The organism is Bradyrhizobium sp. CCBAU 21365, assembly GCF_015291305.1.
Classification (GTDB): domain Bacteria; phylum Pseudomonadota; class Alphaproteobacteria; order Rhizobiales; family Xanthobacteraceae; genus Bradyrhizobium; species Bradyrhizobium elkanii.
Genome location: NZ_CP030036.1, coordinates 1,071,595 through 1,091,450 on the forward strand (window position 1 = coordinate 1,071,595; position 19,856 = coordinate 1,091,450).

The 19,856-nt window shown below is 65.7% G+C and carries 19 protein-coding genes; 6 read left to right on the plus strand and 13 right to left on the minus strand.

Annotation, left to right across the window (positions count from 1 at the left end; genetic code table 11):
• Positions 1-5: 5 nt before the first annotated feature.
• On the minus strand, positions 6-1,322 hold the full coding sequence (locus XI02_RS05010) for a mechanosensitive ion channel family protein (RefSeq protein WP_172648934.1): 1,317 nt from the start codon (positions 1,320-1,322) through the stop codon (positions 6-8).
• A 219-nt stretch (positions 1,323-1,541) separates the two neighbouring features.
• Between XI02_RS05010 and XI02_RS05015 the strand changes: the two genes are divergently transcribed.
• Positions 1,542-3,335, plus strand: coding sequence for a potassium/proton antiporter (locus XI02_RS05015; protein WP_172648933.1), 1,794 nt, complete (start codon positions 1,542-1,544; stop codon positions 3,333-3,335).
• A gap of 66 nt (positions 3,336-3,401) precedes the next feature.
• On the opposite strand, the gene XI02_RS05020 is transcribed toward XI02_RS05015, so the two are convergent.
• The 6 genes from XI02_RS05020 to mepA form a co-directional block, all read right to left on the minus strand.
• Positions 3,402-4,628 carry a hypothetical protein gene (locus tag XI02_RS05020; protein ID WP_172648932.1) on the minus strand — a complete coding sequence of 409 codons (1,227 nt, stop codon included), beginning with the start codon at positions 4,626-4,628 and terminating at the stop codon, positions 3,402-3,404.
• A 93-nt stretch (positions 4,629-4,721) separates the two neighbouring features.
• Entirely contained in the window at positions 4,722-5,393 is a 672-nt protein-coding gene (modC, locus tag XI02_RS05025; RefSeq protein WP_018269544.1) for a molybdenum ABC transporter ATP-binding protein, read from the minus strand.
• Between the two features lie 103 nt (positions 5,394-5,496).
• Positions 5,497-6,192, minus strand: coding sequence for a molybdate ABC transporter permease subunit (modB, locus tag XI02_RS05030; RefSeq protein WP_194483372.1), 696 nt, complete (start codon positions 6,190-6,192; stop codon positions 5,497-5,499).
• A gap of 163 nt (positions 6,193-6,355) precedes the next feature.
• Positions 6,356-7,156, minus strand: a complete 801-nt coding sequence (gene modA, locus XI02_RS05035) for a molybdate ABC transporter substrate-binding protein (RefSeq protein WP_172648930.1) — start codon at positions 7,154-7,156, stop codon at positions 6,356-6,358.
• Between the two features lie 190 nt (positions 7,157-7,346).
• Positions 7,347-7,856: a hypothetical protein gene (locus XI02_RS05040; RefSeq protein WP_069279162.1), complete on the minus strand. Its 510-nt coding sequence runs from the start codon at positions 7,854-7,856 to the stop codon at positions 7,347-7,349.
• Between the two features lie 129 nt (positions 7,857-7,985).
• Positions 7,986-8,948, minus strand: coding sequence for a penicillin-insensitive murein endopeptidase (gene mepA / locus XI02_RS05045; RefSeq protein WP_172648929.1), 963 nt, complete (start codon positions 8,946-8,948; stop codon positions 7,986-7,988).
• 252 nt (positions 8,949-9,200) lie between these two features.
• Between mepA and XI02_RS05050 the strand changes: the two genes are divergently transcribed.
• Together XI02_RS05050 and XI02_RS05055 are read left to right on the plus strand one after the other, a co-directional pair.
• Positions 9,201-9,581, plus strand: a complete 381-nt coding sequence (locus XI02_RS05050; protein ID WP_016843321.1) for a L,D-transpeptidase — start codon at positions 9,201-9,203, stop codon at positions 9,579-9,581.
• A 353-nt stretch (positions 9,582-9,934) separates the two neighbouring features.
• Complete coding sequence (locus tag XI02_RS05055) at positions 9,935-12,148, plus strand: bifunctional diguanylate cyclase/phosphodiesterase (RefSeq protein ID WP_172648928.1); 2,214 nt, start codon at positions 9,935-9,937, stop codon at positions 12,146-12,148.
• 293 nt (positions 12,149-12,441) lie between these two features.
• Here XI02_RS05055 and XI02_RS05060 read toward each other — a convergent pair whose 3' ends face one another.
• From XI02_RS05060 to XI02_RS05070, 3 genes are read right to left on the minus strand one after another with little or no spacing between them, the layout of a single operon-like run.
• Entirely contained in the window at positions 12,442-12,897 is a 456-nt protein-coding gene (locus XI02_RS05060) for a DUF1801 domain-containing protein (RefSeq protein WP_172648927.1), read from the minus strand.
• Positions 12,898-12,929: 32 nt separating this feature from the next.
• Positions 12,930-13,712, minus strand: coding sequence for a sulfite exporter TauE/SafE family protein (locus tag XI02_RS05065; RefSeq protein ID WP_172648926.1), 783 nt, complete (start codon positions 13,710-13,712; stop codon positions 12,930-12,932).
• Positions 13,713-13,723: 11 nt separating this feature from the next.
• Positions 13,724-14,329: a TetR/AcrR family transcriptional regulator gene (locus XI02_RS05070; RefSeq protein WP_172648925.1), complete on the minus strand. Its 606-nt coding sequence runs from the start codon at positions 14,327-14,329 to the stop codon at positions 13,724-13,726.
• A gap of 105 nt (positions 14,330-14,434) precedes the next feature.
• Between XI02_RS05070 and XI02_RS05075 the strand changes: the two genes are divergently transcribed.
• Positions 14,435-15,346 carry a sterol desaturase family protein gene (locus XI02_RS05075; RefSeq protein WP_172648924.1) on the plus strand — a complete coding sequence of 304 codons (912 nt, stop codon included), beginning with the start codon at positions 14,435-14,437 and terminating at the stop codon, positions 15,344-15,346.
• Between the two features lie 218 nt (positions 15,347-15,564).
• Here the strand turns inward: XI02_RS05075 and XI02_RS05080 are convergent, their stop codons facing one another.
• From XI02_RS05080 to XI02_RS05090, 3 genes are all read right to left on the minus strand, one after another.
• On the minus strand, positions 15,565-17,532 hold the full coding sequence (locus XI02_RS05080) for a methyl-accepting chemotaxis protein (protein ID WP_172648923.1): 1,968 nt from the start codon (positions 17,530-17,532) through the stop codon (positions 15,565-15,567).
• A 318-nt stretch (positions 17,533-17,850) separates the two neighbouring features.
• Complete coding sequence (locus XI02_RS05085; RefSeq protein WP_016843301.1) at positions 17,851-18,252, minus strand: cytochrome c; 402 nt, start codon at positions 18,250-18,252, stop codon at positions 17,851-17,853.
• Positions 18,253-18,432: 180 nt separating this feature from the next.
• Positions 18,433-18,735 carry a hypothetical protein gene (locus XI02_RS05090; RefSeq protein WP_016843300.1) on the minus strand — a complete coding sequence of 101 codons (303 nt, stop codon included), beginning with the start codon at positions 18,733-18,735 and terminating at the stop codon, positions 18,433-18,435.
• Positions 18,736-19,044: 309 nt separating this feature from the next.
• On the opposite strand from XI02_RS05090, the gene XI02_RS05095 reads away from it, so the two are divergent.
• Both XI02_RS05095 and XI02_RS05100 read left to right on the plus strand, forming a co-directional pair.
• Positions 19,045-19,209 carry a hypothetical protein gene (locus XI02_RS05095; protein WP_016843299.1) on the plus strand — a complete coding sequence of 55 codons (165 nt, stop codon included), beginning with the start codon at positions 19,045-19,047 and terminating at the stop codon, positions 19,207-19,209.
• Positions 19,210-19,401: 192 nt separating this feature from the next.
• Positions 19,402-19,764, plus strand: a complete 363-nt coding sequence (locus tag XI02_RS05100; protein WP_016843298.1) for a cytochrome c — start codon at positions 19,402-19,404, stop codon at positions 19,762-19,764.
• Positions 19,765-19,856 lie beyond the last annotated feature (92 nt).

The following is a 19,856-nucleotide window of genomic DNA, read 5'->3' on the forward strand; positions in this document are numbered from 1 at the left end:
AAGCGCTAGTTGGAGACCTCGACCACGCTCTCGACCGGCAGCGCGCCGCCGCGGATACGGAGTTCCCGCACCGGGTAGGGCACCCGGATGCCCTGCTGCTTGAAGCCGTCCCACAGCGCCAGCATGACGTCGCTCTTCACATTGTCCATGCCGTCGGGGTCGGCGATCCAGAACGTCAGCGAGAACTTCATGCCGAGTTCGGCGAATTCGGTGAGGATGCAGTTCGGCGGCTTGCCTTTGAGCGCGCGGGCGTGGGCCGCGGCGGTATCGATCGCGAGCTTGCAGACCAGCCTTGGATCGGCGTCGTAGTTGACGGCGAAAGCGATCTTCACCAGCGTATTCTTGTCGGTATAGGTCCAGTTGGTGACCTTCTGCGTCACCAGGTCCTCGTTCGGGATCAGGAACTCGCGGCCGTCGCCGGCGGCGACCGATATGTAGCGGGTTTTCATCGCGCTGATGCGGCCCTGGCTGTCGCCGATGGTGACGAGGTCGCCCGGCTTCACCGACTTGTCGACCAGCAGGATGATGCCCGAGATGAAGTTGGCGACGATCTTCTGCAGGCCGAAACCGATTCCGACGCCGACGGCGCCGGACAGCACCGCCAGCGCCGACAGATTGATCCCGACCGCGCTCAAGGCAATGGCGACCGCGACCACCATCAGGCCGATGCGAATGATCTTGACCAACAACACCTGGATCGACGGGGTCAGGTCGGTCGATCGGGTGATCTGGCCGTCGATGAAATTGCTGGCGATATTGCTCAGCCACAGCGCCACGATCAGCAGCGCGCCGGCCTTGATCAGCAGCAGCGGCGTCAGCCGCAGACCGCCCACCACGACGGCGAACGAATCCAGCGTCTCGGCGGCCCAGTCGAGTTGGCCGATGATGCTGAGGGCGGCGACCACCCAGGCCGCGATCGAGACCAGTTTGACGATGAAGGCGTTGTCGATCACCGAGGTGACGAGGCGGATCACCAGCCAGGCCAGCGCCAGCTTGGCGGAGACCGCGATCAGATAGCTGCGGCTCGGCCAGGTCGCGTGCCACATCACGATGCGCGAGATGATCATCAGGACCGCGAACACCGCGGTGGAGGCGCTCTTCACCATCACGCGGGCGAAGTGCCGGAGCGGCAGCGGCCAGCGCATCGCCAGCGACGCCATGTCGACCCGCGCATGTATGGCGGTATCGGCGGCGTAGGCGAGGCCCGCGGCGGCGAGGATGATGCCGAACTGCAGATAGAACCAGGGCGAGGCGACCTCGGCGCCGACCGAGCGCGCCGCCATTTGGATCGATTCCAGGACGTCCTTCAGGCTCATGTCCATCGGCAAATTCTCAACTTGCAGTGCGGGTCAGCCAAATGTGATTCGAATGCCCGGCGAGAATCCCACAAAGGCGCGCACGCGACCATCGATACAACACAGTGTGGAGGCGACCTAGGGATCGGGACCGGGCACATTGCCGCTCATGTCAGAAATCGGTTGGCGTCCCAGTGTGGCGACGATAAGGATGCAATTGCAAGTATTTGAGACCTCCGAAGGCGCATGGCATCCCTCGACTCCGTCAGTATAGCGATCCTGCTCGGCGCGGTGCTGGTGATGGCCGGCATCCTGTCGAGCCTGCTGGCCTTGCGGTTCGGCGCCCCCTTGCTGCTGGTGTTCTTGCTGGTCGGCATGCTGGCGGGCGATTCCGGCCCCGGCCGGCTGCAGTTCGACGACGTCCGCACCACCTATCTGGTCGGCTCGGTGGCGCTGGCGCTGATCCTGTTCGACGGCGGATTGAAGACGCGGTTTGCCAGCATCCGCACCGTGCTGGCGCCCTCGATGATGCTGGCGACCGCCGGCGTGCTGTTGACCGCGCTGATCACTGCGCCGGTCGCCCGCTTTGTGCTCGACCTCAACTGGACCGAGTCATTGCTGGTCGGCGCCGTCGTGGCCTCGACCGACGCCGCGGCGGTTTTCCTGCTGGTGCACACCCAGGGCCTCCGCCTGCGCCCTCGCGTCGGCGCGACGCTGGAAGCGGAATCCGGCACCAACGATCCGTTCGCGATCTTCCTCACCTTGATGCTGGTCGAGTTCATCTCGATCGGCCAGAGCTCGGCCTCGCACATCGCGCTCGAGTTCATCCAGGAGGCTGTGTTCGGCGCCATCATCGGGGTGATCGGCGGCCGGCTGGTGGTGATCGCGCTGAACTATGTGGCGCTGCCGCAGGGCCTGCATGCGCCGTTCGTCACCACAGCGGCACTGGTGATCTTCGGCGGCTCGCAGATCGTGCATGCGTCGGGATTCCTCGCGGTCTATCTCGCCGGTATCATCATCGGCAACCGGCCGACCCGCGCGCATAATTCGGTGGTGACGTTCCTCGACGCCGCGACCTGGCTGGCGCAGATCGTGATGTTCGTGCTGCTCGGCCTCTTGGTCTCGCCGCATCGCCTGCTCTCCAGCGCCGGCGGCGCCGTGCTGGTGGCGTTCGCGCTGATGCTGGTGGCGCGGCCGCTGGCGGTCCTGATCTGCCTCGCGCCGTTCAAGTTCAACTGGCGGGAGAAGGTCTTCATCGCCTGGACCGGGCTGCGCGGCGCGGTCGCGATCTTCCTCGCCTCGATCCCGATGCTGGTCGGGCTGTCGAAAGCCTATCTCTATTTCGACGTCGCCTTCGTCGTCGTCATCATCTCGCTGCTGCTACAGGGCTGGACGCTGGCGCCGGCGGCGCGGCGGCTGCATGTCGCGCTGCCGCGCGCCGAACGCGGCCCGCGCCGCGTCGAGCTCGACTTGCCCGGCCAGCTCGAGCAGCAGCTGGTCGGCTATCCGGTGCGGCCGAAGAGCCTGTACTTCCGCCGCGGGCTGATCCCGTCCTGGTCGAAGCCGACGCTGGTGATCCGCGAGGAGCGGATCCTGACGCCGACCGAAGCCGATCCGGTCGCGCCCGGCGACTACATCTATCTGCTGGCGCCGCCGGAGCGCGCCGAGGCGCTCGACCGCTTCTTCGTCGACATGGCGCCGTCGAGCGCGCCCGATCCGCATCTGCTCGGCGACTTCATGGTGTCGGCGGAGCATACGCTCGGCGAGCTCGCCGAGATCTACGGCGTCAAGGTCGACGAGCACCAGGCCAAGCTGACGCTCGCCGACTATTTCGACGTCAATCTCGACCGCGCGCCGAAGGAAGGGGCCGAACTGGCGCTCGACGAGATCGTGCTGGTGGCGCGCAGCATCAGCGGCGGCCGCGTCAACGTCGTCGGCCTGCGCCTGCCGGAGGAAGAGGAAAAGGTCGCGCCGCAAACGCGGATGCAGATCGTCAAGCGCAAGCTCGCCGATATCTGGGCGTCGGTGGCGGGGGTCTAGAGCGTTTTCGAGCGAAGTGGATACCGGTTCGCGCGAAGAAAACGCGTCAGAACAAGACCGGCGCCGTTACGTCTTGCGCAGGAAGTTCGAATCCGGGGCGAACTTCTTGATCATGTCGGACAGCCCGTCGTCGGCCGGTGGACCGGATGGGCCCTTGGACGCTGCGTCCGGCTTGGGCTCGCCCTTGATTTTCTGACCGGAAATCTCGGCCAGCGCCGCGAGCAGCGTCTCGTCGAGATGATCGGCAGGCGTCTTCGCAGGTGGTGTCTTCGCAGGTGGTGCCGGTGGAGGGGCAGGCGCGACGCCACGAACCTCGGGTTCGTGTTTTGCCGGCGACGGCGCGGGCTCCAGCGCCGGCTTGGGGGTGTCCTTGGCGTCCGCCCGCCGGACCGCGGCCTCGTTGACGGCGGCGATCAGCGATGCTTCGAGGTCGGCCGGCATCGGTGGCGGTGCCGCCGGCATTGGCGGCGGTGTGACCGGCACCGGCGGCGGCCCCCCGGCGGGCTTCGCCTCCCGGGCTGCGCGACCGAACAGCGGCTCCCGCTGGCCCGCCGCCTGCGGCCGGCTGTCGGTTGCCTCGCCGGGCTCCTTATTAAGTTCCTTGGCAGGCTTGAACAGACCCGCGCGTTCGGCGGCGATCCTGGCGGAAGCCTCCTCGACCGTGGCGAGCAGCGACGCTTCGAGAGCGTCTGCGCGATTGCTTGGCGAAGTCGCCGGCTTGGCGGCAGGGATGATCACCGGCTTCGGCTCCGGCCGAGGCGGCAACGGCGGTGGCCGCGATGCTTCGACTGGTGCGGGCGGCGGCGGGACCGGCTGACCGTCCCGGGCGCGCGCGATGATGCCGTCGACGATCGCCGCCAGGCGGCCCTTGTCGGGAGCGGCGAGGTAGCTGCCCGCCAGTTCGTCGACATATTGCGGGCCGTAATCGGCGAGCACATTGGCGATCTGGGCGAGATCAGGATCACTCTCGACCAGCCGGCGCCACGCCTCGCGGTCGTAGGGCGCGTCGTTGTTCTTGTCGGGCCAGGCCACCCGGCGGGGCGGCCGCTGAGGGCCGCTGTTCTGGCCTGCGACCGGGTCGAGGGTTGGCGGCTGCAGCCCGTCGCTGAGGTGAGGCGGGGTAAATCCCGAGGCGGCGGCCGGCACGGCAGCATCGGCCGGACGCCGGCCCCGCTCGGCGACCTGCAGCGCGATCAGGCCGACGCCCATCAGCAGGAAGCCGAGCGCGGCCCACGAAATCGTGGCGCACAGCAGCCCGCCGATCAGCAGCAACACCCAGCCAGTCAGTCGCACAATTCACCCTTCCCCATGCCCGATCGGACGTCCCGACGCGGGCCTAGCAGACAAGATTGGCTATCTTATGCCGACTTTCGGAAAAACGGCCAGCTACGCGCCCGCCGTCAGCACCTTGACACCGCCGAACGCGGTCACCTGGCCGCGGCGCAGCATCACGATCTGGGTGGCGAGCTGGCGCAGCTCGGCCGCGTCGTGGCTGACATAGACCATCGGGACGCCGGCTTCGTCGCGCAGCCGGACCAGATAGGGCAGGATCTCGAGCTTGCGGCTTTCGTCGAGCGCGCCCAGCGGCTCGTCGAGCAGCAGCAGCCGCGGCTTGGACAGCAGCGCCCGGCCGAGCGCGACGCGCTGGCGCTCGCCGCCGGAGAGCTTTCCGGGACGGCGGTCGAGCAGGGCGCCGATGTCGAGCAGGTCGACGACGCGCCGGTGTTGCGCGGGATCCTCGGTGAGGCCGTTCATGCGGCGGCCGTAGTCGAGGTTTTGCCCGACGTCGAGATGCGGAAACAGCCGCGCGTCCTGGAACACGTAACCGATGCGGCGGCGCCAGGTCGGAACGTGGATGCCGGTTGCGGTATCGTCGAGGATCTCGCCGTCGATCACGATGCTGCCGCGGTCAGGACGCAACAGCCCCGCGATGGTGTTGATCAGCGAGGTCTTGCCGGAGCCGGACGCGCCGAACAGGCCGGTGACGCGGCCCTCGCTGGTGAACGAGGCCGCAAGCGAGAACTCGCCGAGCTGCTTGGTGATGTCGACGCGCAGCATGGCTAAAGCGCGATGAGATTGAGTTGAATCGTCATCGCGCTTTAGCTCCTTGTTTGAGCATGATCTCTTCGGAAAACCGCTTCACACTTTTCCGGATCATGCTCTATTGCCCATGCAGGCGCGCGGTGGCGCGGCGCGCGAACACTTCAGCCGCGACCAGTGCGCCGACCGCGAGCACGATCGAGATGATCACGAGCCGCACGGCGGCGGTGTCGCCATCCGGCGTCTGGATCAGTGAATAGATCGCCGACGAAATGGTCTGGGTCTCGCCGGGAATGTTGGAGACGAAGGTGATGGTCGCGCCGAACTCGCCGATCGCCTTGGCAAAACCGAGCACCATGCCGGCCAGCACCCCCGGCAGCGCCAGCGGCAGCGTCACCGTTGCGAACACCCGCCAGGGCGCGGCGCCGAGTGTCTCGGCCGCCTGCTCGAGGCGGCGGTCGACCGCCTCGATCGAGAGACGGATCGGCCGCACCAGAAGCGGAAACGACATCACGCCGCAGGCGAGTGCCGCGCCGGTCCAGCGGAAGGCGAACACGATGCCGAGATGGTCGGCCAGCCAGCCGCCGACCAGGCCGCGCTTGCCGAAGGTCAGCAGCAGCAGATAGCCGGTGACGACGGGCGGCAGCACCAGCGGCAGATGCACGGCGGCATCGAGCAGCGACTTGCCCCAGAAATCGCGCCGCGCCAGCAGCCAGGCGAGCGCTACCCCGAACGGGGTCGCCACCAGTGTTGCGACGACGGCGACCCGCAGCGACAGCAGGATCGCCGTCCATTCGACCGGCGAGATCTCAAACACTAGCGTCTGTTCCCGAAGTTCGTATGCAAGTGCGGCTCCTCAGTTACGAACTTCGGGAACAGACACCAGTAAGAGTCAATAGGCCAGTGCCGCTGATCGATTTGACGTTCCTCACGGTGCGCGCGGCTATCACTAGAGGAACGTCAAGTCGGCGGCGCTGGGCTTAAGTCGTCGGGCTGATCAGGAACTTGAAGCCGTACTTCTCGAGGATCGTCTTCGCCACAGACGAACGCAGGAAGGCGAGATAGTCGGCGGTCTCCGGCTTCGCGGTCGTGGTTGCTGCGACCGGATAGATGATGGCCGGATGGGTATCGGCCGGGAAGGTGCCGACGATCTTGACGCCGGGCTCGACCTTTGCGTCGGTCGAGTAGACGATGCCGAGCACGGCTTCGCCGCGCGCCACCAGCGTCAATGCGGCGCGGACGCTCTCGGCCATCGCGAATTTCGGCTCGGCGGCCTGCCAGGCGCCGAGCTTCTCCAGCGCGGCCTTGGCGTATTTGCCGACCGGCACCGCCTTGACGTCGCCGGTTGCGATCCTGCCGTCGCCGGCAAGCTTGGCGAGATCGAAGCCGGGTCCGATGTTGACGTTGTCGATCTTGGAATCCTTCGGCGCGATCAGCACGATCGAGTTGCCGAGCAGGTTCACCCGCGTCGGCTCATTGATGTTCTTCTGCTTGATCGCATAGTCCATCCAGTCGGTATCGGCGGAGACGAACACGTCGGCCGGCGCGCCCTGCTCGATCTGCTTGGCAAGTGCCGAACTCGCGGCATAGCTGGCCGTGATCTTGACGCCGGTCTTGGCGGTATAGGCTGCATCGATGTCGTCGAGCGCGTTCTTCATCGAGGCGGCGGCAAAGACGGTGAGCGTCTTGTCCTCGGCGCTCGCGGGCGAATGCAGCGCGCCGAGCAGGATGACGAAAGCGGCGAAAAGTCCGGCAAGCCTTAAAATTGAAAGTCGTGACATGGAAAGCGCTCCGTGCGAGTTCGCGCGCGAACCGGCGCGCAAATCAGGCGTTGGGTGAGGTCTGGCCTGCGACGGACGGAAGCGCTGTTCCGCTGGTCCCCGACGGACTTACGGTCCTCAGGGATATCGCACTGCAAACATAGCAGACTGGGGCTTGCGGTAAAGGCGACCCTTTGACTAACGGATCGTCCTATTCATCCGACGGCTGGATCGCGACCGACAGCGAGTTCTCTTTCGAGCCGCTGACCTGCAGCACGAAGGGGCTGGCGGCGAGGTCATATTTCACGGTCTTGCGGATACCGTCGCAATCGGTCGCGCCGCTGAACGCCTTGGGCTTCAGGAAATGCCCGTCCTGCACCAGGTCGACCCAGGCCCCGGCCGACAGGCTGACGGTATAGAGCCCGGCCTTCGGCGCGGCCTTGAAGCTGGTGAAGCCGGCGAAGGTGCCTTCCTTCGGCGCGCGCTCCGGCGGGGTCGGCAATCTGGCGTCGCCGGGGGCCACCAGCGCCAGCGTGATCGCGGTCGCCGGCAGCGCGGTCTGCTCGCTTCCCGATACGACCTTGGCACGATCGGGCGCGGTCAGCGCGGCGCGTGCGCGCTCGATCGACCATTTGAACTTGTCACAGCCGCTCGGCTCTTCCGCCGCGAAAGCGGGAGCCGAGACGAGCAGCAGCGATGCCGCGAGGAGCGATTTGCGCATGTCTGATCCATTGATGATGACGGATAATAGATCAGCGGCCCCGATCCATCGCCCGAACGCGCTTACGGCGCGACGGCACGCGATCATATCGCAGTTCGAGCCGGCCGGCATAGCCGCCTGACAAAGATGTTATTGCCCTGGCAGCTGCTGTTTGGCGTCGGGTGCGTTCAGCACCGTCCTGCAGTCCGCCGGCATCTGCGCCAGCGTCATCGGCGGGCGGGGTTTCGGCGGCTTCGGCGGAGGCTTCGGGTGCAGCACCGAATCCTTGAACCAGAAGGCGAGGTCGGACGGCTTGCAGCCTTCGCCCTCCGCTTGCGGCTTCTGTCCCTCGCAGGCCGGGCTGCCGGGCGGACATCGCATGCGAATGTGGAAGTGGTAGTCGTGGCCCCACCACGGCCGGATCTTCGACAGCCAGCCGCGATCGCCCTTGGCCTCGCGGCACAGCGCCTTCTTGATCGCGGGATTGACGAAGATGCGCTGCACCGCCGGCTCCCGCGCCGCGTCGCGGATGACCAGCACGTGGCCCGGCGTGAAGACGCGCGGATCGATGTCGAGCCGGTCGTCGCGCACCATCATCACCGCCGACATCTCCTCGCGGTCCTCGCGCGACAATTTGCGATCGGGCATCGGCGTCAGCCAGATATCGGCGTCGAGCCCGATCTGGTGGCTGGCATGACCGGAGAGCGCGGGGCCGCCGCGCGGCTGGCCGATATCGCCGACCAGGATGCCCGGCCAGCCGGCGTCCTTGTGCGCGTTGGCCGCCAGCCGCTTCAGCAGCGCGATCATGTTGGGGTGACCCCAGTAGCGGTTGCGCGACAAGCGCATCACCTGCCAGGTGTCGCCGTTGAGCGGCATCTGCGCGGCGCCGGCGAGACAACCCTTGGTGTAGCCGCCGATCGACCGGGTCGGCAACGCCGCCGGCAAAACCTTGCGTGCGAACAGCTGCTTCGCCCCGATTTTTGGATCGTCAGGGTTGGCGAGCGGTGGCAGCGGCTGCGGATTGAGCGAGCCCCTGTCCTGCGCCCGCGCGGAGATGGTGCAGGCGATGAGGGCTGAGATCAGGAGCGGGAACAGACGCAGGCGGGGTGTCATTCGGATCACTCTGTCGGCGCAAGGCTAGCATGGATTCGGAGCAGGCGGACCGCGCTTTCATCCCATTCGCTTGATCGCCCACAGGGTGGATTAAGATTACCCGCGGCTTCCAGGCTCCGATGTGAGCCACGCCACTTTACAAGCGCACGTTGTGGGCGACATCATGTCCGCAATAATTTCAGGGTAGGCGTTATTGTGACAAGCGTATCGTGCGTACGGCCGGCATTTGCCGCCGCGATAGCTGCGTCGATATTGGCGCTCTCCCCGGCGCGGGCCGACGTCGTCGTTCACATCGATAAATCATCGCAGCGCATGGCGGTCAGCGTCGACGGCGCGAGACGCTACAACTGGCCGGTGTCGACCGGCCGCCGCGGCTATGGCACGCCGAGTGGAGTCTTTCGTCCGCAGATGCTGGCGCGCCGCTGGTACTCGAAGAAGTACTATAACTCGCCGATGCCGCATTCGATCTTCTTCCATGGCGGTTTTGCCATTCATGGAACATACGAACTCACGCGCCTTGGCGGGCCGGCCTCGCATGGCTGCGTGCGCCTGCATCCCTCGCACGCCGCAATGCTCTATGGGCTGGTCGAGCGCAATGGCCGCGGCGGCACGCGGATCGAGATCACCAACTAATGTATGATCCGGCAAAATGCGAAGGCCGAGGCGCACCGCGGCTTAACCGCGCGATAACCCTGCCGCACGCTGACAAACATTGGTGCGCTTGAAGCGTCTTCGGCGCATTCATTGTGCAATCGCGCGCCGGTTTACGCTTCCTTCACCAAGCGCAGGCGCTTCCATGCCGTGAATCTGTGCCGTGCGCCGCCGGCGCGCCGGAAGCAAACTCGCGCCCGGCGTGAATTCGCCTGCAAAGCAGGCATGCAAGGGCTTCTCAGGCGGCGCGGCTACTCGCCAAGAGATACCAATTTTTCAGAGACTTATCGCAGATATATTGCCGAACTGGAATGCGCGTGGGGCGTGCGATACCGATGATGCGGCCGAAGAAAAACACCAAGAAGCCGAACCAGGCCAAACTGTCCCGTCCTCGGGGACGCCGGCCCACACCGATGCCGAAAGTGTTGGGCAGATCGCGCCGCCCCGCGGTCGAGATCGGCGAACTGGTGCGCCAGCGCGCGCAGGCCGAGGCCGCGATCGCTGAGGCGCGCAAATCCAACGCGCGGCTGCGTGAGGCGATCGACATCCTGCCGCAGGGCATCGTGTTCCTCGACCCCGAAGGCCGCTACACGCTCTGGAACAAGAAATACTCGGAAATCTACAAGCGCAGCTCCGATCTGTTCGAGCACGGCGCGCGTCTCGAAGACACCATCCGCATCGGCGTCGCGCGCGGCGACTATCCCGAGGCTGCCGGCCGCGAGGAGGAGTGGATCGCCGAGCGGCTCAAGAAGATGTACCAACCGGGCGAGCGGCACGAGCAGGTGCTGGCCGACGGCCGCGTGGTGCTGATCGAGGAGCGGCTGACCTCGGATGGCGGCATCGTCGGGCTGCGCGTCGACATCACCGAACTGAAGCAGCGCGAGGCGTCGTTCCGCCTGCTGTTCGACGGCAATCCGGTGCCGATGATCCTGTGCGCGCTCGACGGCGAGCGGATCCTCGCGGTCAACGACGCCGCGATCGCGCATTACGGCTATGTCCGGGCCGAATTCGAGCGGATGACGATCAGGAGCCTGCAGGCGTTCGATGCCGAGCTGCCCTGGGCGGCGGGCCGCAGCAGCGACGAGCAGGCGGCGCGGACCTGGAAGCATGTGCGCGCCGACGGCACGCTGATCGACCTTGCGATCTATTCGCGCCAGCTGATGCATGGCGACCAGCCGGCGATGCTGCTCGCGCTGATGGACATCACCGAACGCAAGCGCGCCGAGGCGCGGCTCGCCTTCATGGCCCAGCACGACAGCCTGACCGGCCTGCCCAACCGCAATCTGCTGCGCCAGCAGATGGACGAGATGCTGCAGCACACCCGCCGCTCGACCGACAAGGTCGCGGTGCTGATGCTGGGCCTCGACAATTTCAAGGCGGTCAACGAAACCCTCGGTCACGGCATCGGCGACAAGCTGCTGCGCGCGGTCGCAAAGCGGCTGCGCTCGACGCTGCGCGAGGAAGATGCGCTGGCCCGTCTCAACTCCGATGAGTTCACCATCGTGCAGGGCGGCGTGATGCGGCCCGAGGACGCGGTGTTGCTGGCACGGCGGATTCTGGACGCAATCGGCGAGCCCTATCTGCTCGAGGGGCATTCGGTGGTGATCGGCGCCAGCATCGGGATCGCGATGTCGCCCGGCGACGGCGAGGATTCCGAAAAGCTGCTGAAGAGCGCCGACATGGCCTTGTCGCGCGCCAAGAGCGAATTCCGCGGCACCTTCTCCTTCTTCGAGGCGGAGATGGACGCGCGCGCCCAAAGCCGCCGCAAGATCGAGATCGACCTGCGCGATGCGATCCAGAACGAAGGCCTGCGGCCCTATTACCAGCCGCTGGTCGATCTTGCGACCGGGCGCATCACCGGCTTCGAGGCGCTGGTGCGCTGGCCGCATCCGGAGCGCGGCATGATCTCGCCGGGTGAGTTCATCCCGGTGGCCGAGGAGACCGGGTTGATCAATCCGCTGGGCGCGCTGATGCTGCATCGCGCCTGCATGGACGCGGCGCAATGGCCTGACGACGTGCGCGTCGCGGTCAATCTGTCGCCGCTGCAATTCCGCACCGGCAATCTGCTTGCGCTGGTCACCGACGCACTGCGGCAATCCGGCCTACCGGCGCGGCGGCTCGAGCTCGAAATCACCGAGACCCTGCTGCTTGAGAAGAGCAGCCAGGTTCTGGCGACGCTGCATGCCTTGCGTGCGCTCGGGGTGCGGATGTCGATGGACGATTTCGGCACCGGCTATTCGAGCCTCAGCTATCTGCGCAGCTTTCCGTTCGACAAGATCAAGATCGACCAGTCCTTCGTGCGCGACCTCGGCGCGAACCCGGACGCGCAGGCGATCGTGCGTTCGATCGTCAGTCTCGGCATCGGGCTCGGCGTCACCATCACCGCCGAGGGCGTCGAGACCGAGGCGGAGCTGAGCCGCCTGCGCGCCGAAGGCTGCCACGAAGGCCAGGGCTTTCTGTTCAGCCGCGCCCGGCCGAACGCCGAGGTCATCAGCCTCTTGAAGGCGCAGCGCGTGGCCACGGCGGCAGGCACAGCGCTGGTCGCGTAGGGCGCGCCGCCGGCCACAACGTCGTTGCGCTGGATCCTGCAACAAATTCAGTGTCGTCCCGGCGAAGGCCGGGACCCATAACCCCAAATGCCGGTCGTTGCGCGCCGCCGGAATGACGAGTCCCATTCACAACATCCGCCGCGGCGTATGGGTCCCGGCCTTCGCCGGGACGACGATTATTTCTCTGTCGTGCTGGCGAAAGCCAACGTCGTAGGGAGGACAAGGGGTTGGCGCGCCCACCATGGTGAGCACCACGTGAATGGTAGGCACGTCGCTGCGCGCCTTTGCCCACCCTACGAAGTCTGCGACGCCTTCTTGTTCAAATGATAAGTCAGCGCCAGCGCCACGCAGTGGCGCAGCGCGGGTTCCGGGAGCTTGCCGGCGACATCGAGCAGGATCGCGCGGTTGCCGCTGTAGCTGAGCTCGGGATAGAGCTCGCGAAAGGTCTCGACCAGATTGGTCTGGCAGTGGAAGTAGACCGCGACCTGGTCGGCGGCCGGCTTCACCTGATCGATCCGGACCGTGCTGCCGCTGCCGGTCTCCGGCGTCAGGTAGCTCGGCTGGCCCCATTTCAGCGCTTCTTCCAGCGCGCCGACGCCTTTGGTCGCCTTCGCGGTCTCGAAGATCAGGCGCCGCAGCGCCAGCAGCTTGGCCTTGACCGGGGCAGGGTAGGCGTCGAACAGCGCAGCTGCCGGTTTCGCGTGCGACGTTGATGCCGCCTTGCTGGTCGATGTTGCCGGCTTGCGCATGGTGGGCTCCGCGGAGGACGTGCCACGTCTATCTACCACAGCGCCTTGAAGGTCATATAGACCGCCATCAGCGAGACGAAGACGATCATCGCGCTGCGCAACCGCGCGCGGTCGATGCGGTTGGCGGCGCGGGCGCCGAGATCAGTGCCGGCCAGCAGGCCGACGATCACGCCCGCCAGCACCGGCCAGGACGCCAGCGAGCCCTCGCTCCAATAGATCCAGGCCGAGGGGATCGTGGTCGGGATCAGCGACATCACGAGGCTCGCCATCTGCGCCTGATGCTGCGGCATGCCGAGCACGGCGCTCAGTCCGACCACGGTCGCCAGTCCGCCGCCGATGCCGAGAAAGCCCGACGACAGGCCCGCCAGCAGCCCGACGATGAGCAGCGCCGGCCAGGATATGTCGCGCGCGGTGTCCTTGTCGTCGTGCCTCGCCGGGTCGCGCCCGCCGCGCAGGATCAGCATCGCGTCGAGCACGACGAGATAGGCCACATAGGTCCAGCGCAGCGCGGGCTCGGCGGCATGGTTGGCGGCGAGCGCGCCGGCCGCGCCGCCGGCGACGAAGCCGACTGTCAAGAGCGCGATCGAGTGCAATGGCGTGCGGTTGCCGCTCTGCCAATAGCGCCGGATCCCGGTGAGGCTGGTCGGCGGCACTTGCGCGACCAGCGAGATGCCCTGCGCGACATGCTGCCCGGCGCCGAGCAGCAGCACCGAGAACACGACCAGTCCGCCGCCGGGGCTGACGCCGAGCAGCCCGGCGGTGAGGCCGCCGGCAAGGCCGGTGGCGATGCCGGCAAACAGGTCGTGGACGATCACCGCATCCTCCGTCAGCGCCTGGCGGCAAGGCCGGCAAGGAAGATGTCGAAGGCGTGCATCGCCTCCGCGGTCGAGACGGTTTCGCCCCACAGCCGTTGCAGCACGATGCCCTGAAACATCGCGACCATCGCCCGCGCCGCGCCGCGCGGCTGCAGGTGAGGATCGATCGCGCCGCTCTTCTGGCCGCGCCGCAGCAGGTCCACGATCAGGGCGATCGGCTGGCGGATTCCGCTCACCACCTGGTCGCGGACCACGTCGTCGCGCAGCGCCTCTGCCCAGAGCTGCAACGCGACGCGGCGGGCGCGCAGGCCTTCTTCCCTTTGCAGGTCGCCGAGAAAGGCGCGGGCGATCGACCGCAGGCTCTGCAACACATCGTCCGATGGATCCTTGAGCGCCAGCAGCGCGCTGTCGCGGCCATGGCGGCTTTCGCCGATCGCCTGGATCAACTCTTCCTTGCCGGTGAAATGCCCGTAGATGCAGCCGGCACTGAGCCCGGACTGCTTGATCACGTCCTGGATCGTGGTCTGGTGAAATCCCTGGCGCGCAAAGCAGATCTCCGCGGCCTGCAGGATCTCCTCGCGCCGGATCGCGAGCGTCTCGGGTTTCACCTTCGGCATTGTCGGGTCCTTGCCAGGTCGCGGCCGGCCGATGCGGCGGGCTTGACGATCATTTGCCGGCATTATAAAGAATGAATATTCGTTTTGTAAAGAGAGGGCATCGGCATGATCGGCTTTGCAAAGCTTCTGTGGCATCCGGGCACGGCTGAGACCGCTCACATCGAGCTGCCGTCGACCGGCGCGCGGATTGCGTTCCTGCTCGCGTCGTTCGCGATCGTGCTGCTGTTCGAGGCTGCGTTTCCGCCGTTCAGCTGTGGCCGCAGCGACCGGCTGCGCAATATCAGCCGTAACGCCGCCATCACCGTGATCTTCGTCGGCGTGAACCTGCTGCTCAGCCCGCTGTCGCCGCTGGCCGCGCAATGGACGCTGGATGCGAAATTCGGCCTGTCCTGGTGGCTCGGCCTGTCACCCCCGAGCCAGCTGCTGCTTGGCATCATCGGGCTCGACCTGTTCGCCTATTTCGCCCATGTCTCCATGCACAAGCTCGGCTGGATGTGGCGCTTCCATCGCATGCACCACGCCGACCGCTTCGTCGACGTCACCACGGCCTTCCGCGAGCATCCCGGCGAGACGCTGTGGCGGATCGGCTGGCACATCGCCGGCGTGGTCGTGTTCGGAACGCCGGCCTGGGTGCTGGTCAGCTATCTGACGTTGTCGGCGCTGAACGCCCAGTTCGAGCACGCCAATATCCGCCTGCCCGAGCGGCTCGACCGCTGGCTGCGGCTCGTCTTCGTGACGCCGAACATGCACAAGATGCATCATTCGCGTCATCAGCCGGAGACCGACAGCAATTATTCGAACCTGCTCTCGATCTGGGACCGGCTCGGCGGCACCTATCATCGCGGTCCGCGCTTCGCGGAGCTGCGCTATGGCCTGGACGGCTTTGATGATCCGGAGAAGCAGTCGCTGCGCGGACTGCTGAAGATGCCGTTCATGCGCGACTGGGGCCGACCAGGATCAGGGTCGGACGATAAGGCGGATCGATCGGCTCCGCCGCCCATGTTGCCGTGGCCATGATCGCGGCCTGGTCCTGCTGCGTCATAGCTCCGAGGCGTATGCTTTCTGTCCCGTCATCCTGAGGAGCCGCGTAGCGGCCTCTCGAAGGATGGATCGGCCCCGCTGGTGGCCGTCGACCCTTCGAGGGCCGCTGAAGCAGCGGCCACCTCCAGCGACAAAGGCGAACCCTTTGCGCGGGGGTGACGGATGACGGGTATTGTGCCTATGACAAGGCAAGATCAGGCGGCGTTGCGCAGCCCGGCGAGGAAGGTGTCGACGCTGTGCGACAGCGCGGCGGCGTGATCGCCGAGCTGGCCGGAGGCATCCAGCACATTGCCGGTGAGGGCCCGCGACTGGCCGGCGGCCTCGCTCGCACCCGCGATATTGGCGGAGACCTCGACGGTCCCGGTGGACGCCTGCTGCACGCTGCGGGCAATCTCCCGCGTCGCCGAGTCCTGCTGCTCGACGGCGGCCGCGATCGCGGTGGCGATACCGGAGATCTCGCGGATGGTGCCGCTGATGTCGCCGATCGCGCTGACGCAGTTGCCGGTGGCGGACTGGATCGCGCCGACCTGGCCGGCAATCTCCTCGGTCGCCCTCGCGGTCTGGCTCGCCAGATCCTTGACCTCGGCGGCGACCACGGCAAAGCCGCGACCGGCTTCGCCGGCGCGCGCGGCCTCGATGGTGGCGTTGAGCGCCAGCAGATTGGTCTGGCTCGCGATCGCGCTGATCAGGCGCAGCACGTCGCCGATCTTCTCTGCGGATGCGGCGAGACTCGTCACCATCTCGGTGGTCTCCATGGCCTTGGTCACGGCGCTGTCGGCGACACGGCTGGAATGCGTGACCTGGCGGCCGATCTCGGTGATCGAGGACGCCAGCTCCTCGGTTGCGGCCGCGACCGCGTTGACGCTGGCGGAGGCTTCCTCGGACGCGGCGGCTGCCGCCGAGGTCCGTTCGGAGGCGCCGTTGACGCTGGCCGTGATCTCGCCCGCGACGCGCTGCATGTCGCCCGAGGACCGTGCGACGGCGGCGACCATGCCCTTGACGTCGGCTTCGAAACGGTCGGCCATCTGCCGCTGCAAGGCCTGCTTGTCGGCCTCCGCCTTCACCTTGTCGGCTTCCTGCGCCTCGCGCAGCGAGGAGGTTTCGACCATGCTGCGGCGGAATACGTCGACCGCCTTCGCCATCGTGCCGAGCTCGTCGCGGCGCTCGCTGCCGGGTATCGTGACGCTGGTGTCGCCGCTGGACAGCCGGTTCATGACCGCGGTGATCGCGGTGAGCGGCCGTGACAGGCCGCGGCCGAGCAGGAACGCGAGCAGCACGGCGGCTGCCATGATCGCGACCACGCCGAGGATCAGATTGCGCTGCGCGCTCGCGGCGGCGGCTTCATAGTCGCTGGTGTCCTTGACGATCTCGAGCACGGCGACCGGTTCGCCGGCATAGTTCTTGATCTGGCCGAGATAGAGCTCCACCGCATGGCCGTCGAGAACGGCGTCGCGCAGCAGGGCTGTACCGTTCATGACGCGCTTGAGCTCGTCCTGGGTCGCGACCACGGTATCGCCGAAGGTCGAGGACAGCCGCTTGAAGCTCTGGCCGTCGAAGGAATGCACGGCGAGATCGATGCCGAAGCGCTTCTTGGCGCGGTCGACGAATTCCTTGCCGAAGGCGGCGCCGACGTCGACATTGGCCAGCGTCTTGCCCTCGTGCATGATCGGGGTCATGCCGAAGATCGACAGCGCTTCGCGGCCGGGCTCGACGCCGACGATCGGCTTGCCGGTCCTGTTCGATTCCACCACCGTCGTGCGCCGGGTCGAGGCGTCGTCGCCGAAGGTCTTCGGCGCATGGACCCGGTAGAAGCTGGTCGCCGGGGGCTGCCAGAACGAGATCAGCGGGATGCCCTGCGCCTTCATCGACGCCCAGGAGGCGCCGAGCAGCTTGCCGAGGCCGTCGCGGTCGCCCTTGGCGATGGCGTCCTCGACCGGCGGCAGGGCGGCGATGACCGCCGAGACCGCGAGCGCGGCGCGCCCCTCGTAGTCGATCGCTGCAATCACGCTGTCATATTGCAGCTTGAGCTGCTGATCGAGCGCGAGCCGGGTCAGCGCCCGCTGCTGGCTGATGGAGAAGCCGCCGAGGATGGCGCAGGCGACCGCGACAGTCAGCGAAATCGCCAGAATGAGGCGGGCGGCAATCGATCGAAGCGTGAACATGGGACCAGCGAAACTCCAGGCATTAGCGCCGTCCGCAACGTCTCAGAAAAAGCTTAACAACCGGATGTTGCGCCGCCGGTATTCGTGCCGGGGGCCATCGTCGCCGGTGCCTGCTTTCGTACCGTGAGCCCAAATCGAGATGAGGTTGAGTTGAATCGGCCGGACCTCGGTCGTCTCCCGCTTGCGGGGGTAAGCGGACACGCGGCCTCGAGCGCAGGGATGTCGTTCGGCTGAATGAAAGAAGCCGCCAACTGAGGTGGCCATTACTTTGCCGCCTCAGGTCTCGAGTTCTTGCTGCGCCACTCAGCCAGCTTCGCGCTATTTGCGCAGCGACGCGACGTAAGCGGCGATATCCGCTGCTTCGGCTCGGTTCAGCGGAAAATTTGGCATCTTGGGATGCGGGTCGAGCAGGAAAAACGCCAGCTTCTCGGGACTAAAATCTGGGTTACGCGCAACCGCAGCAAATGGCGGCACATCGGCGACTGCCTGCTTCTGATCGTCGCTCACCACGTGACAGGTGGCGCACCATCGTTTTGCCAGCTCCGCCCCGTGGTTTGCATCCGCAGCAATGACCGCCGATCCGGTCAGTTCAAACGCGACAGCAAGAATCGCTGCATGACAGATTTGCATTGAGCAAGATTCCAACTCGATGGATCTCTTGTAGCGCTGATCGGCCACCGCTTGAAGGGGGCAGGTGATTGCGATGCTTTCGTGCCGCATTGCAGCACGGCCGTATTCCTTGTGGGATCGGGGTCGGATCAACTTGGTCGAGTGATTGGACGCCTCTCCTGATGCCTGAAGAGATCGCGAACGCCAACATTGCGCACTTCAAGACGCTGAGACCGAAACGGACGCGGAGAGAGGCGCGCCGCCATCGAACGTCTACTGGCGGAGGAGAAACTAAAGGTCGCCGCCTTGCGCAATTCCCGGACCGAGCACAACAAAAAGCGCTGAGTTGGAGGCCTTCCATTCGCGCCAATGGGTTGGATGAATGGCCACGGGGGCGGCTGTCTCTGCGCTTACCCAACCCCGAAGCACACGGCGGCACGGAAAGACAACCGCGTGGGTTTCTCCAGCGTCGAGAACCGCGACTTCGAGATCACGGTCGAACGGTGCGCTCGCTATCGTCTGCCAGTCCATAGCAAAATGGTCTGGCAGTTCCTTGGCAGCGTCTTTGACCTTCATCAATTCAAGCTTGGTCATTGTTCGTCGAACATCGCTAACGGACACTCTTTGCTCATCATGGCCCGAGCATCCTGGCCTCATCGAGCATCATCTAGCCCGACTGAGCCGTATTTGAAATTCGGGTGGTGTCCGTAAGGGGTTTCCCGGATCGAAAGTCCGGTGTCGGGGTGAAGCGGACCTCACGGTTGCGCGTTCCGACTTCCGAGTTTGACCCTCAACTGACCTCCCCAGCCCTCGACACGAGTAGCTTCACCGCTGATTACTTATGTTAATCACCGGTAGGCTGTGGCACGATGGAACTCGGCAATCGGGCAACCAGCGGCAAGCATGGCTGACTTCGTCTTTCGAGCGAACATCGCTCATTACAAAGAGCTTTTAGAAACGGAAACCGACGCTCGGAAGATCGAGACGTTGCGCAAGCTGTTGGCCGAGGAAGAAGGCAAGCTGGCTCAATGGCTGGCCAAAAATCCACAGCCGCCTGCTAAAGAATAGAGGCTCCCCCGGGGATCACTACTGGACTTTGATACCGATCAATAGCTGGTAGCGGGTTGCTCTCTAGCCTTTCGTGATGATTCCCCTGCCGTCGCGCCCTCGAGGGCTGGATCAAGACATCAACCGGCCATCCCGCTCAGGTTCATCTGACGCACTGGCGCAATTGGGACAAGTAGCAAGGAAGGTTGCGCCATGCGACAGAACAGCGGAACGACTGCGATGACGCGATCCTTGCTGGTACTGACCATATGTCTCTTTTCGAGCACCATGGCCCAGGCGCGGGCTGAGGAGCAGCGGCATGGCAAAGAGATGTTGCAAAAGCTATGCGCCGGATGTCACTCCATTGGCAGGACCGGGAACAGCCCGAACAGGCTGGCGCCGCCCTTTCGCACCTTCAGTGAAACCAAACTCTACGACAGCGACTTCTTGCAACGACTGCAGGACGGCTATAGCAGCATCCATCCCTCCATGCCGACCTTCCGCTTCAGCAGGGAGGATGCGGAGGAGGTCGTCAGCTATATGAAGTCAATTCAGGAACCTCCCAAGTCGAAATAACCTCAAATCGCGGCAGGAAGGGCCCCCAGGACTGTTCTGCCACTCGCACAGCGCGCCGTGCGCCTGGGTGCCGAAGGACGCATAGCGCCGAA